Origin of the sequence: Pseudomonas sp. NPDC088368 (assembly GCF_044753445.1) — a bacterium.
Lineage (GTDB): Bacteria > Pseudomonadota > Gammaproteobacteria > Pseudomonadales > Pseudomonadaceae > Aquipseudomonas > Aquipseudomonas bambusae.
The window spans coordinates 247,201-261,105 of record NZ_JBIVNG010000007.1; the positions used below are offsets into that span (position 1 = coordinate 247,201).

14 protein-coding genes are annotated in these 13,905 nt (G+C 60.0%); 5 read left to right on the forward strand and 9 right to left on the reverse strand.

Annotated features, from left to right (window positions below; all coding sequences use genetic code 11):
• Nucleotide 1: 1 nt before the first annotated feature.
• The 4 genes from livM (at nt 2) to ACIQAL_RS17260 (ending at nt 4,683) form a co-directional block, all read left to right on the forward strand.
• On the forward strand, nt 2-1,297 hold the full coding sequence (gene livM / locus ACIQAL_RS17245; protein WP_401147530.1) for a high-affinity branched-chain amino acid ABC transporter permease LivM: 1,296 nt from the start codon (nt 2-4) through the stop codon (nt 1,295-1,297).
• Nucleotides 1,297-2,172, forward strand: a complete 876-nt coding sequence (locus ACIQAL_RS17250; RefSeq protein WP_166595988.1) for an ABC transporter ATP-binding protein — start codon at nt 1,297-1,299, stop codon at nt 2,170-2,172. Before livM ends, ACIQAL_RS17250 begins: the two co-directional genes overlap by 1 nt.
• Entirely contained in the window at nt 2,169-2,885 is a 717-nt protein-coding gene (locus tag ACIQAL_RS17255) for an ABC transporter ATP-binding protein (protein WP_401147532.1), read from the forward strand. Before ACIQAL_RS17250 ends, ACIQAL_RS17255 begins: the two co-directional genes overlap by 4 nt.
• Before the next feature lie 1,024 nt (nt 2,886-3,909).
• On the forward strand, nt 3,910-4,683 hold the full coding sequence (locus tag ACIQAL_RS17260; protein WP_401147535.1) for an SDR family oxidoreductase: 774 nt from the start codon (nt 3,910-3,912) through the stop codon (nt 4,681-4,683).
• A gap of 100 nt (nt 4,684-4,783) precedes the next feature.
• Here the strand turns inward: ACIQAL_RS17260 and ACIQAL_RS17265 are convergent, their stop codons facing one another.
• The 7 genes from ACIQAL_RS17265 to ACIQAL_RS17295 form a co-directional block, all read right to left on the reverse strand.
• Nucleotides 4,784-5,920, reverse strand: a complete 1,137-nt coding sequence (locus ACIQAL_RS17265; protein ID WP_401147536.1) for an AGE family epimerase/isomerase — start codon at nt 5,918-5,920, stop codon at nt 4,784-4,786.
• A 224-nt stretch (nt 5,921-6,144) separates the two neighbouring features.
• On the reverse strand, nt 6,145-6,702 hold the full coding sequence (locus ACIQAL_RS17270) for a HupE/UreJ family protein (protein ID WP_401147853.1): 558 nt from the start codon (nt 6,700-6,702) through the stop codon (nt 6,145-6,147).
• 55 nt (nt 6,703-6,757) lie between these two features.
• Nucleotides 6,758-7,372, reverse strand: coding sequence for an urease accessory protein UreG (ureG, locus tag ACIQAL_RS17275; RefSeq protein WP_062378949.1), 615 nt, complete (start codon nt 7,370-7,372; stop codon nt 6,758-6,760).
• Nucleotides 7,373-7,425: 53 nt separating this feature from the next.
• A complete protein-coding gene (locus tag ACIQAL_RS17280; protein ID WP_401147538.1) occupies nt 7,426-8,100 on the reverse strand; it encodes an urease accessory protein UreF in 675 nt (224 codons plus the stop codon).
• A gap of 10 nt (nt 8,101-8,110) precedes the next feature.
• Entirely contained in the window at nt 8,111-8,611 is a 501-nt protein-coding gene (gene ureE / locus ACIQAL_RS17285; protein WP_401147540.1) for an urease accessory protein UreE, read from the reverse strand.
• Nucleotides 8,612-8,913: 302 nt separating this feature from the next.
• Entirely contained in the window at nt 8,914-9,546 is a 633-nt protein-coding gene (locus ACIQAL_RS17290; protein WP_166595981.1) for a TetR family transcriptional regulator, read from the reverse strand.
• A 141-nt stretch (nt 9,547-9,687) separates the two neighbouring features.
• On the reverse strand, nt 9,688-9,957 hold the full coding sequence (locus ACIQAL_RS17295; RefSeq protein ID WP_401147543.1) for a hypothetical protein: 270 nt from the start codon (nt 9,955-9,957) through the stop codon (nt 9,688-9,690).
• Between the two features lie 318 nt (nt 9,958-10,275).
• On the opposite strand from ACIQAL_RS17295, the gene ACIQAL_RS17300 reads away from it, so the two are divergent.
• On the forward strand, nt 10,276-12,342 hold the full coding sequence (locus tag ACIQAL_RS17300) for an AsmA family protein (protein WP_401147546.1): 2,067 nt from the start codon (nt 10,276-10,278) through the stop codon (nt 12,340-12,342).
• Nucleotides 12,343-12,505: 163 nt separating this feature from the next.
• Here ACIQAL_RS17300 and ACIQAL_RS17305 read toward each other — a convergent pair whose 3' ends face one another.
• Both ACIQAL_RS17305 and osmE read right to left on the reverse strand, forming a co-directional pair.
• Nucleotides 12,506-13,039 (reverse strand): bacterioferritin, encoded by a 534-nt coding sequence (locus ACIQAL_RS17305; RefSeq protein WP_401147549.1) that lies wholly within the window; start codon nt 13,037-13,039, stop codon nt 12,506-12,508.
• 288 nt (nt 13,040-13,327) lie between these two features.
• Nucleotides 13,328-13,666 (reverse strand): osmotically-inducible lipoprotein OsmE, encoded by a 339-nt coding sequence (gene osmE, locus ACIQAL_RS17310; protein ID WP_166595977.1) that lies wholly within the window; start codon nt 13,664-13,666, stop codon nt 13,328-13,330.
• Nucleotides 13,667-13,905 lie beyond the last annotated feature (239 nt).

A 13,905-nucleotide genomic window follows, 5' to 3' on the forward strand; every position in this document is an offset into this window, starting at 1 on the left:
CATGTCTGCTCCTGTCAAACCCATCGATATCAAACAAAGTCTGATCGACGCGGTGGTTGCCGGCTTGCTGGCGCTGATCGTGTTCGGCCCCATCGTCGGCATCGTGCTGGACGGCTATGGCTTCAACATGCAACCGGGTCGCGTCGCGGCGCTGGTCGGTGTGGTGGTGGTCGGTCGCTTCCTGATGAGCCTGTTCCTGCAAACCCCGAAAGGCGTGGCCATCGCCCAGAGTTTCGAAAGCACCGGCTCTGGCGTCCACGTGCTGCCACCGGGTTACAAGACTCGCCTGCGTTTCATCATTCCGCTGATGATCCTGATCGCCGTGATCTTCCCGGTGTTCGCTGACAAATACGTCCTGACCGTGGTCATTCTCGGCCTGATCTACGTGTTGCTGGGCCTGGGCCTGAACATCGTGGTCGGCCTGGCCGGTCTGCTTGACCTGGGTTACGTGGCGTTCTACGCCATCGGTGCTTACGGTCTGGCGCTGGGTTATCAGTATCTGGGCCTGGGTTTCTGGTCGGCGCTGCCACTGGCGGCCATCGCTGCGGCGTTTGCCGGTTGCATCCTGGGCTTCCCGGTCCTGCGCATGCACGGCGACTACCTGGCCATCGTGACCCTGGGTTTCGGTGAAATCATTCGTTTGGTGCTCAACAACTGGCTGTCGTTCACTGGCGGCCCGAACGGCGTGCCGGTGCCTTCGCCAACGTTCTTCGGTCTGGAGTTCGGGCGTCGCGCCAAAGACGGCGGGATTCCGATCCACGAGTATTTCGGCTTCGAATACAACCCGGACCTGAAATTCATCTTCATCTATGCCGTGCTGTTCCTGGTCGTGCTGGCGGTGCTGTACGTCAAGCACCGCCTGACCCGTATGCCGGTCGGCCGGGCTTGGGAAGCGTTGCGTGAAGACGAAATCGCCTGCCGTTCCATGGGCCTGAACCACGTGCTGGTCAAGCTCTCGGCGTTCACCATTGGTGCCTCGACCGCAGGTTTGGCGGGGGTGTTCTTCGCCAGCTACCAAGGCTTCGTCAACCCAACCTCGTTCACCTTCTTCGAATCGGCGCTGATCCTGGCCATCGTTGTCCTCGGCGGCATGGGTTCGACCGTGGGCGTGGTGATTGCGGCATTCGTGCTGACCGTTGCCCCTGAAATGCTGCGCAGCTTTGCGGAATACCGCGTGCTGCTGTTCGGCATCCTGATGGTGCTGATGATGATCTGGCGCCCACGTGGCCTGATTCGCATCAGCCGCAGCGGCGTACAACCACGCAAAGGCGTGCTGGCAAAAGTGGAGGGCGCGTGATGAGCGACGAAATCGTTCTGTCCGTCGAGAACCTGATGATGCACTTCGGCGGTATCAAGGCCCTCAGCGACGTGAGCCTGGAAGTGCGCCGCAACTCGATCTTCGCCCTGATCGGCCCTAACGGCGCGGGCAAGACCACCGTGTTCAACTGCCTGACCGGCTTCTATAAAGCCACCGGCGGCAAGATCGAGCTGAACGCGCGCGGCAAGAAAACCAACGTGATCCAGTTGCTCGGCGAGCAATTCCGCGTCAGCGACTTCGCCTCGCCCAAGCGTTTCGGCAGCCGCCTGTTCTACAAAATGTTCGGCGGCACGCATCTGGTAAACCGTGCAGGCCTGGCGCGTACGTTCCAGAACATTCGCCTGTTCAAGGAAATGTCCGTTGTCGAGAACCTGCTGGTCGCCCAGCACATGTGGGTCAATCGCAACATGATCGCGGGCATCCTCAACACCAAGGGCTACCGCAAGGCCGAGGAAGACGCGCTGAACACCGCCTTCTACTGGCTGGAAGTGGTGGATTTGGTGGACTGCGCCAACCGTCTCGCCGGTGAGCTGTCCTACGGCCAACAGCGTCGTCTGGAAATCGCCCGCGCCATGTGCACCCGTCCGCAGGTCATCTGCCTGGACGAACCAGCCGCAGGGCTTAACCCACAGGAAACCGAAGCGTTGAGTGGCATGATCCGTCACCTGCGCGACGACCACGACATGACCATCGTGCTGATCGAGCACGACATGGGCATGGTCATGGGCATTTCCGACGATATTGTCGTGCTGGACCACGGCAACGTGATTGCCAAGGGCAAGCCGGAGCAGATTCGCAACGATCCGAAGGTGATCGCGGCGTACCTGGGTGCTGATGAAGAGGAGTTGGTATGAGTAAGCCGATCCTCGAACTGAAAGAGATCGACGTGTATTACGGGCCTATTCAGGCTCTGAAGAAAGTCTCGATGCACATCAATGAAGGCGAAACGGTCAGCCTGATCGGCTCCAACGGCGCGGGTAAATCCACGCTGCTGATGTCGATCTTCGGCCAGCCTCGCGCCGCCAGCGGGCAGATCATCTATCAGGGCACCGACATCACGCAGAAGTCGTCGCACTACATCGCGTCCAACGGCATTGCGCAGTCGCCGGAAGGCCGCCGTGTGTTCCCCGACATGTCGGTGGAAGAGAACCTGATGATGGGCACGATTCCGATTGGGGATAAGTACGCCAACGAAGACATGCAGCGCATGTTCGAGCTGTTTCCGCGCCTCAAGGAGCGTCGTAATCAGCGCGCCATGACCATGTCCGGGGGCGAACAGCAAATGCTCGCCATCGCCCGCGCCCTGATGAGCCGCCCGAAACTGTTGCTGCTGGACGAGCCGAGCCTTGGCCTGGCGCCGATCATCGTGAAGCAGATTTTCTCCACCCTGCGTGAACTGGCGAAAACCGGCATGACGATCTTCCTCGTCGAGCAGAACGCCAACCACGCCCTGAAGCTGTCAGACCGCGCCTACGTGATGGTCAATGGCGAGATTCGTCTCACAGGCACCGGCCAGGAGCTTCTGACCAACGAAGAAGTGCGGAACGCCTATCTCGGCGGGCATTGATTCCTCCAGTACTTCGGCAATAACCAACGCCTTGAGTGTTATTCACTCGGGGCGTTTTGCATTCTGCGTGGCGCGTCGAGCGTTCCTGGTAACGGAATAAGCGGCCTACCCCTGTGGGAGCGAATTCATTCGCGAGAGGGCGGTACAACCGATGGGGATGTGTCGGATGTACCTACCCATCGCGAATAAATTCGCTCCCACAGGTTTGTCGTCGGCTCATCCATAGGAGTCCGGCGTGCTGGCGCAGGGATTTTTCGGACGTCATCGCCGCCAAGCCGTGCTGCTATAAGAGGAATGCAAGGCTGACGACCCCAATTGTGGAAAACAATTTTGAAGAGCTGCCAAAGCGCGACACTTAGCCGCTGCAAATGGTTGTTTTGTCACGTTTTTGACTTGTTCAGTTTTACTGTGGAGGTGACTGTGAATAAGTTGGTGGCAGTTGGCTACAGGCCTTTGTTTATAAGGCTTACAGAGGGTTGGTTATTTATTGATCAGTAGGTTTGGCTGTTATTTCTGCTGAGTTTGTCAACGCTTTAGAGGCTGGTTTTTTATCCAGTTTTTTGCTCCGGTCCTCCTGTGGATAACTCTGTGTGCAACCCTTGGAAAGACCGCCGCAGATAGCGCAATCCCTGAGGTTGGACGAACGATCCTGTCCGTTCGTACAACCTGAGCGCTCGACAGGCGGCAGATCGGTTTCAGCAGGTCAAGAGAAAACCTCTTTTGAATTGCCCACAGGCCCCGCATGCCGTGACGTGTAGCCCTGCGAGTTGCGCACCGATTTTGTGTGTCTGGCTGTGGATAAGGTGGGCAAAACTGCGCCCAGCCCTGATGGCACAAGGCTTTGGTATGTTTGGTTGTTTTTTATACAGTCGGAATGTACCCCCACCGCCGTGTGAGGTTTGTGACGCGCAGGCTTGATCCCGAGCCGCCTGCGCGGGCATTCTCCAGAACTTTCCTACACGCAGCCGCTGCGCTGCGTTCACCCGAGCTTATTCCTAAGCCGAAACCCCGTCAGGAGAACGACATGACTTCTACCGTGTTCATTACCGGTGCTACATCCGGGTTTGGCGAAGCCTGTGCACGACGCTTTGCAGAAGCGGGCTGGTCGCTGGTGTTGACCGGTCGCCGCGAAGAGCGATTGCAGGCGTTGAGCGCCGAACTGTCGAAGCAGACCAAGGTGCACACCTTGACGCTGGACGTCCGCGACCGTGCGGCTGTGGAAAAGGCCGTAGAGGGACTGCCTGCCGAGTTCGCAAAGATTCGTGGCCTGATCAACAACGCTGGTCTGGCGCTGGGCATCGATCCTGCGCCGAAGTGCGACCTGGACGACTGGGACACCATGATCGACACCAACGTCAAAGGGCTGGTCTACACCACTCGCACGCTACTGTCGCGCCTGATCGCCTACGGCCGTGGCGCGAGCATCGTCAACCTGGGTTCGGTCGCGGGCAATTATCCGTATCCGGGCGGTAACGTGTATGGCGGTACCAAGGCCTTCGTCGGACAGTTCTCGCTGAACCTTCGCAACGATCTGATCGGCACCGGCGTGCGGGTGACCAACCTTGAGCCCGGCCTGTGTGAAAGCGAGTTCTCTCTGGTGCGTTTCGGTGGTGATCAGTCGAAGTACGACGCCACTTACGCGGGCGCTGAGCCGATCCAGCCGCAAGACATCGCCGAGACGATTTTCTGGATCATGAACACCCCGGCGCACGTCAACGTCAACAACCTGGAACTGATGCCTGTGAGCCAGACCTGGGCCGGGTTTGCGATTGATCGTACGCGGGGCGATGCGAAGTAAGACTGCAATAATGACCTTTAGGAGCCGGCTTGCTGCCGGGTCCTACAGTGTTGAGGCGTTCTCAATTCTGTGGGAGCGAATTCATTCGCGAGGCAATTGATCAGGCGCCGAAGTATTCAGCCAATCCGATATAGCACGTCGCCAAGTGATAGGGCGTGGTCGACGGCATGTCGCTGCGGCTAATCTGTCCCTGGCTATCCAGGCACTCATTCCAGCCGCCTGCATGCAAAAAACGCTGCTGCAAGGCGTTCAACTGACGCGCCAGCAACGCTTGACCGTCAGGGCGCAACGTCAACGCCCGCAGGTACTCGGCCTGCGCCCAGATGCGCTGAGTGCCATCCTTCACCAAGCCTTCCACATCCAGTGTCGCGACCACAGCCCCTGTGACCGGATCGACCCCTTGCGCCTCGGCGTGGCCAAACGCAGTGGTCAACGAGCGATGCAGCGGGGTGCCGCGCAGGTGTGCCGACGACTCCAGCAGGTAGAACCATTCGAACTGATGCCCCGGCTCGGACCAGTTATCCGCAGCGCCGAGGGGTTTCTCCAGCATCACGCCGTGATCGACATCGACAAAGCGCCGCTGCATGGCTTCCGCCAAGGCGTCGAGGGCAGCGAGCGTGTCGGCGTCTTCGCGCACTTCCAGCGTCGCCAGGAACGCTTCAGCCAGGTGCATCAACGGATTCTGCAGGGGCCCGGCGTCCAGCGAGGACCAGTCTTCGTTCAGCACGGACTCGTACAAGCCATCGCCATCGGCAAAACGCTCGGCGACGACGTGCAGCGCGGCATTGAGTATCGATTCCACCAACGGCTCACGCACCTTCGCCCAGTAATGCGCGCAGGCGAAGACGATGAACGCGTGGGTGTAGAGGTCTTTGCGACGGTCCAGCGGCGCGCCCTGTGGGTCGATGCTGTAAAACCAGCCGCCGTGTTCGGCATCGTGGAAATGCCGTTGCAGCGAGCGGAACAGCGCCGCCGCACGAACCTCGGCATTGGGCACTTGCGGGTCGCCGATGAAACTGGAAAACAGAAACAACTGCCGCGCACAGGCCATGGCCCGGTAACGCTGAGGGGGCAACGGCTGGTGTTGAGCGTCCAGCGCCTCATACGGCAGCGCCATCTCGGCATTCCAGCCCGGCCCCTGCCAAAGCGGGACGATCACTGCCATGAAATGCTGTTGCACAGTGGCGAACACAGCGGACAGTTCAGGCTTGGAGGCGGGCAGAGAAACGTCAGGCATCGGATGGCGTCGCGGCAGAGGTCAAATTGCGCGACATGGTAGCAGGAGGCGGGGATGGCGGGGTGAACGGGTGGATCAAATGAGGGGCCGTCCTGCGCAGAGCCCCTGTGGGAGCGAATTCATTCGCGATTGGCCGGTACATCCGACATATCTTTGTCGGCTGTACGGGCGTATCGCGAATGAATTCGCTCCCGCAGGGTATGAGGTGCGTCAGGGAGAAGATTTCAGCCCGCGAACAACCACACCCCTGTCGCAGCCGACAATGCTCCGGCGACCCGCACAATTGGTGCAGCCGCCGCTGGCAGGAAGCGCACCACGACGTAACCGGCGGCGTGCAGCGCAGCGGTGGCGCCGACGAAGCCCAGTGCGTAACCCCAAGGGCTGGACATCTCTGGCAGCTCAAGGCCATGAGCCACGCCATGGAACATCGCGAACAGCGCGGTCGCCGCCACAGCCACGAACAGCGGCGGACGCACCGCCAGTGCCACGGCCAGACCCAGCGCAAACACCGACGCCGCAATGCCGCTCTCAAGCGCAGGCAGTTCCAGGCCTTCAAAGCCCAGCAACCCGCCGATCAGCATGGTGCCCACGAACGTCATCGGCAGTGCCCAGCGAGCGGCGCCTTTCTGCTGCGCGGCCCACAAGCCCACCGCGACCATCGCCAGCAAGTGATCGATGCCGCTCAGTGGATGGCTGATGCCCGCCACCAGACCGCTTTCATCGTGGCCCGGATGAGCGAATGCCAAGGCCGGAACCAGCAGCAGCGCCAAGGCGCCGAGCATTGTTGTCCCCGAAAAGGTTTTGCGATTCATCAATGATCTTCCTTAGTGAATGAAATCAGGCAGCGGTCAGCAGGCCTTGGCGCTCGATGAAGGCGATGATGTCCTCCAGGCCATGGCCGGTTTTCTGGTTGCTGAACACGAACGGTTTGTCGCCACGCATTTTTTTGGTGTCGCGGTCCATCATCTCCAGCGACGCGCCCACCAGCGGTGCCAGGTCGATCTTGTTGATCACCAGCAGGTCGGATTTGCAGATGCCCGGCCCGCCCTTGCGCGGCAGCTTGTCGCCCGCGGACACGTCGATCACGTAGATGGTCAGGTCCGACAATTCAGGGCTGAACGTCGCGGACAGGTTATCGCCGCCCGATTCGACGATGATCAGGTCCAGGCCTTCGAAACGACGGTTCAACTGATCCACGGCTTCCAGATTGATCGACGCGTCTTCGCGGATCGCAGTGTGTGGGCAGCCGCCGGTTTCCACGCCGATGATGCGCTCAGGCGCCAAGGCCTCGTTGCGCACCAGAAAGTCGGCGTCTTCGCGGGTGTAGATGTCGTTGGTGACCACGGCGAGGTTGTAGCGCTCGCGCAACGCCAGGCAGAGGGCGAGGGTCAGCGCAGTCTTGCCGGACCCGACCGGGCCGCCGATACCGACGCGCAAAGGTTGGCTGTTCATAAGGTGTTCTCCGTTGATCTTTTTGTGCAGTTCGTAGGGGGGCCAATAAAGGGTCACGATCGAAACAGTCGGCTGTACTGGCGCTCGTGGGCCATGCTCGCCAACGCCAGGCCAAACGGCGCGCTGCCCATGTGTTCAGGATCAAGTTCAGTGGCACGTAGCTGCGCGGTTTCCAGCAGGGGCGTCAACTCGCTGGTCAGACGTTGCGCGGCCTGTTGCCCCAGCGGCAGGGTTTTCATCAGCACGGCCAGTTGGTTCTCCAGCCAGCTCCACAGCCAGGCGGCGAGGGCGTCCTGCGGGGCGATGTGCCAGGCGCGTGCGGCGAGCGCCCAGCCCAAGGCCAGATGCGGCTCGTCGGTCTGGCGCAGGAAATCCCGGGCAGGTTGATCCAGCTCAGGCAGACCGATGAGCAACTGCTGCAACGAGTACCCCATCTGCCGACTTTCCAGATGCAGCTCACGGGTTTCCCGGCTGGCGCGGTGTTCTTCGCTCAGTTGCAACAACGCCGCCCAATCCTCGTCAGCCGCCGCTGTGCAATGCGCCAATAAAAGCGGGGCTTCGAAGCGGCACAGATTCAGCAACAGTTGATCGCCGATCCAGCGGGCGGCGCTTGGCGGGTCGCTGACGATGGATCGCTCCACAGCCATCTCCAGCCCTTGGGAATAGCTGTAGCCGCCAATCGGCAGCAGCGGGCTGGCCAGACGCAACAGCGCCCACGCCTTGTTCATGGCCGCGGGCTCATTTGCGGACGCCGAACTGATGAATGCGCGGCGCGTAGTTGAAGTCTTCTTCCCCCGCACGCGAATGGTGATGCCCACCGCCATACGCGCCATGTTCCGGCTGGAACGGCGCTTCGATGGACTCGGTGGTCGCGCCGAGTTGGTCGAGCATGGCCTTGAGCACGTAGTCGTCGAGCAACCGCAGCCAGCCATCGCCCAGTTGCAGCGCGACGTGACGGTTGCCCAAGTGATAGGCCGCGCGGGTCAGCTCGTAAGCGCTGCTGCAGGTCACGTGCATCAGCTGTTCCGGGCGGGCGCAGACACGCACGACGCGACCGTCTTCAGCCTTGAGAAAATCCCCGTCGCGCAAGGGCGGTTGCCCGCGTTCGAGGAACAGGCCTACGTCTTCGCCCTCGGCACTGAAACAGCGCAGCCGGCTTTTACTCCGCGCTTCGAAATTCAAATGCAACTCAGCGGCCCATTCGGCCTGGGGTTCGATTCGTTGATGAATCACCAGCATCGGAAAACTTCCAGCAATGTGCGATGCAATAGGTAGAGCAAGGGGCTTGCCAACTGACAGGTCAGTCAGGAATGGGCGGCTGGGCCTAAGGAGGTGATAGAAGGTGGGGCGTGGTGGTGATCGTTATTGGTGCGCACTGGATGAGGGTGCACCAGATTGGGATGTGGCGGCTGAGTTCGCCGTCAGGATCATTCCTGATGACACCCCGTGGTCGAAAGTAAGGTGGCGTTTAAAGGATCTTTAAGAGGTGATGCATTGCAGCGCTGACCCCTTGCAGCTTGAAGCTCCCAACTTGAAGCTCGCTATTCGGTGCTCCCAAGGCCCTGCCAGCGCTTGGCACCGATGAAGATGAAGCGCAATTGCTGCGTGATCTTGGCCCGGGGCGTCATGTGTTCGGCCAGCGTCACGGGCGGCGGGTCGATGAGTTCGGGGAGCATGGCGAACACGCTTTTGACCACCAGGTCGGCCATCACCGCAAGGTCATCGGGATTGAGGTGGTGAAATTTGGGCATCGACGCCAGGTCGGTTGCGAGGTCGGCGATGATCGCCTCACGCAAGGCGCCCAGCGCCTGACGCACTTTCAGCGAGCCACCGTACTGCTCGCGGGCCAGAAACAGAAACTGCGAGCGATTGGCCGCGACCACTTCAAGAAAAATCCGCACCGAAGCATCGATGATCCCGGTGTTGATGTCGCTGTTATGCCGCACCCGGCGAATGGTTTCGCGAAAGGTCTGGCCGACTTCGCTGACCAACGCCAGGCCCAGATGGTCCATATCGTCGAAATGGCGATAAAAGCCAGTGGGCACGATTCCCGCCGTTTTCGCCACTTCCCGCAGGCTCAGACTACCAAAGCCGCGACCGCTCTCCATCAACCCCCGGGCTGCATCAAGCAGGGCGTGACGGGTCTGCTGTTTCTGTTCGGCGCGGGGCAGCATGGAGTAGGCAATATCTGAAGGAGAAGTGGGCAGCACTCTAGCAAATGCGTTTGCGCGGCGTCGAACCCGGTTTTCCGCAATGGGCAGTCGGCACGAAAAAGCCCGGCATCAGGGCCGGGCTTTGGCATTTGAACATTGGGATCAGGAAACGCGCTGATACTGCTGGACCAGACGGTCAGGGCCGTTGTCGGCGACACGCTGGTAGCGGTGCGCAAGGCTGTCGCAATTTTCTTCGATAGCAACGCGCTGGTACTGATGGATCACGCGATCAGTCCCTTCCTGCGCCAAAGTGGGCAGACCGGCTTCCTGGGACAGTTTCGCTTCGCCGAGCATCGGTTGTTCGCTGGCAGGCATCGCGAACGCGCTGGAGGCGAGAAGAGAAAGGGTCAGTGCGATCAATTGGCGTTTCATGGTGGTTGCTCTTGGAAAGGGCGTGTTGTGAACGTGAGGGCAATTTTACTGGCGGAGCGGGGATAAAGAAGTTCAAAGGGCTGATGGTGACCATCGACAGAATTGATTCGGCGACGCGGGCCCGTATTTATGGGGCTTGTAGCTCAATTGCCCGGCTCGCTCAGTACGCCAGTGACGGCCTGCGAAGGGCCATTGCGGAACTTTTCCGAAGCTCATTTCCCGATTTCATCAAACCCACGGCGCTTTTGTCAGTCAGAGGGGGTATGACGTGCAAGACGCGCCCAGGAAGGGCCGTCTGTAGATTGGGGAGAAAACGCAATGACGCGAGGCCGCAAGATTTTCGCCTGGACAGTCGGCATTCTGCTGCTGTTGCTGGCTGTACTGATCATCGTGATCGCAACGTTTGACTGGAACCGGCTCAAGCCGACCATCAACGAAAAAGTGTCGGCCGAGCTGCATCGACCGTTCGCCATCAACGGCAATCTGGCCGTGCAATGGCGCCGCGAGCATGACGAAGGCGGCTGGCGTGCGTGGGTGCCTTGGCCGCACATGTCGGCGGAAGACATCGCGCTGGGTAACCCCGAATGGTCGAAAGTCCCTCAAATGGTGACCCTCAAACGTGTGGAAATGCGTTTGTCGCCGCTGCCATTATTGGCGCAGCGCGTCGTAATTCCGCGCATTGACCTGACTGAGCCCAACGCCAAGATCGAACGTCTGGCCGATGGTCGCGCCAACTGGGTGTTCGACCTGCCCAAGAGCGACCCCAACGCCAAACCCTCGAATTGGGTAGTGGACATCGGTTCGATCGGCTTTGACAAAGGCTTCGTGAGTTACAACGACCAGAAGATCAACACCGCCGTGGAAGTGGTCATTGACCCGCTCGGCAAGCCGATTCCGTTCAGCGACATCGTCGGCAGCGGCGAAGCGAAGAAGGTGAAAGACAAAGGCGCGTCGGCTCAGGACTACGCGTTTGGCTTCAAGGCGAAAGGTCAATATCACGGCCAGGCCCTTAACGGCACCGGTAAGGTCGGTGGCTTGCTGGCGTTGAAGGATGCGGCGCTGCCGTTTCCGGTTCAGGCGGATGTCAGTGCGGGCAACACCCGCGTGGCGGTCGCGGGCACGGTCACCGACCCGCAGAACCTGGGTGAGCTGGACCTGAGCCTGAAACTGTCCGGCGACAGTCTGGGCAATCTCTACCCGCTGACCGGCGTGACGCTGCCGGACTCCCCGCCGTACTCCACCGATGGCCGGCTGATCGCCAAATTGCATGATCCGGCCGGAGCCTCGTTCCAATACAAAGGCTTCAACGGCAAGATCGGCAACAGCGACATCCACGGCGATCTGGGTTTTGTCGCCAGCGAGCCGCGTCCAAAGTTGAGCGGTGCATTGGTCTCCAATCAATTGCTGATGGCTGACCTCAAGCCGCTGATTGGCGCCGATTCAAACGCCGAGCAGAAATCCCGTGGTGGTGAGAGCAAACAGCCTGCTGACAAAGTGTTGCCGGTGGAGGAGTTCAAAACCGACCGCTGGAGCGCGATGGACGCGGACGTCGAGTTCACGGGCAAGAAGATCGTCCAGAGCGCCGAACTGCCATTTACCGATCTTTACACCCATGTGGTGCTGAGCGACGGCCAATTGAGCCTTCAACCCCTGCGCTTCGGCGTAGCGGGCGGCAAACTGGACGCGGACATCAAGCTCAATGGCCATTCACAGCCGCTGGAGGGACGCGCGAAATTGACCGCGCGCGGCTTCAAGCTCAAGCAACTGTTCCCGACCTTTGAACCGATGAAAACCAGCTTTGGTGAGTTGAACGGCGACGCTGACATTGCTGGCAAGGGTAATTCGGTGGCGGCATTGCTGGGCACGGCCAATGGCGAGATGAAGCTGCTGGTGAACGACGGTGCGATCAGCCGTGACCTGATGGAGATTGCCGGTCTGAACGTCGGTAACTACGTCGTGGGCACGTTGTTCGGCGACAAAAACGTGAAGATCAATTGCGCGGCCTCCGACTTCGGGTTCAAGGACGGGCTGGCGACCAGCAAGCTGTCGGTGTTCGACACTGAGAACGCGATCATCTACATCGACGGCACGGCGAACATGAAGGCCGAGCAGTTGGACTTGAAGGTCACGCCGGAATCCAAGGGCTTCCGTGTCTTCTCCCTGCGCTCGCCGCTGTACGTGAGGGGTCCGTTCGTCAAGCCGAGTGCGGGTGTGCAGTCGGGGCCGCTGCTGTTGCGTGGCGCGGGAATGGTGCTGCTGGGCGCGGCGGTTGGGCCTGCGGCGGGGCTGCTGGCACTGGTCGCGCCGAGTGGTGGCGAGCCGAACCAGTGCGCGCCGTTGTTGGAACAGATGCGCGCGGGCAAAGCGCCTAAAACCGTTAAGTGAAGCGGTGACTACCTGTAGCCGCACGGCTTGCCGGCGGTGGCGATTCTGATGACGCTGCCGCCGGCAAGCCTGTCTGCTACAGGAGTGGCCCAAGGCTCACTAATCCGCCACCCACAAAAAAGCCAGGGCACATGCCCTGGCTTTTCGCATTCCCGCTCTGGCATCACAGCCCGTCGAGGATGTCCGCCATGTCGTCGGCGTGTTCTTCTTCCTGCGCCAGAATCTCTTCGAAGATGCGGCGGGTGGTCGGGTCCTTGTCGCCGATGTACTGAATGATCTCGCGATAGCTGTCGATGGCAATACGCTCGGCGATCAGGTCTTCGGTGACCATCTCTTTTAGCGTATTACCGGCCACATACTGCGCGTGGGAGTTTTTCGACAGCAGGTCGGGGTTCAGTTCCGGCTCGCCGCCCAGTTGCACGATACGCTCGGCCAGTTTGTCGGCGTGCTCGGCTTCCTGCCCGGCGTGCTCAAGAAACTCGGCCGCTGCGACCTGGGCTTTAACGCCTTTGGCCATGTAGTAGTGGCGCTTGTAACGCAGGACGCACACCCATTCAGTGGCCAGCGAGGCGTTGAGCAGGCGAATGATCTCTTCGCGGTCGCCGTCATAGCCTTCGGTCACTGCACCGTTTTCAACGTTGTGACGCGCACGTTCGCGCAGGGTGCTGACATCGGTTAATTGCTGCACATCGCTCATCATTCATCTCCAGGGCTAATCCGGTTTTTTGCCGTCTCGCTCTTGATGCGCTGATCGTATAGAGCCTGACCGGCGCCCGGTGAGATCGGGTCTTATGGTGTGAGTGTCGGGCGCGAGGAAAAGTTTTATTTGTTTTGCCGCGGGTTCGGGTCGACGCGGACCATTTGTAGGAGCCGGCTTGCTGGCGAATGCGTCAGACCTGTCAGCCTTTCTGTGACTGATATGCCACATTCGCCAGCAAGCAGGCTCCCACCAGTTTGCGTGCGTCAATGAATCGGATGTGATCGATTACATCGCCTTTTCATTCGCCTCACGCTGTTCGCAAGTCATGAAACCCTTGCTGTCCACGCGGTCGTTGGCGCCAAAGGTCACGTAATACGCTTGTTGATGGCCGTCTTTGTTCAGGATGTAGTTATTGCAGGTGCCAGGGTGAACCTTGCGATGCACACGGGTAGAAGGCTCGCCGCCGAGGGTCAGCACTTGCTGTTCGGTCATGCCCGTGTCCACCTGCTTGACCAACGGCTCGTTGCGATACGTCGCGTAGTCCACCGGGTTTTGCAGGGTTGTCGATGTACAGCCCGCCAGCGCGGCCATTGCGAACACTACTGCCAAGGATTGCTTGTACATAACCGGTCACTCCAGAGAAAGGCCATTGGTGGCCCGTTGCAGTTATGAGCGTTGGCCGATTGAAAGAGTTCGATCAAAAGATGGCGATGGGGCATTACCTCGTTTTGTCATCATTGATGAATGGTTTGCGGCTAGGGTTTAGATTCCGGGCCGAGCCGGGAAAGCGGCTAGACGCGGATTCTGTGGGAGCGAGTTCATTCGCGAAAAATCGTACATCTGGCGGAAATGTTTTGGCTGGA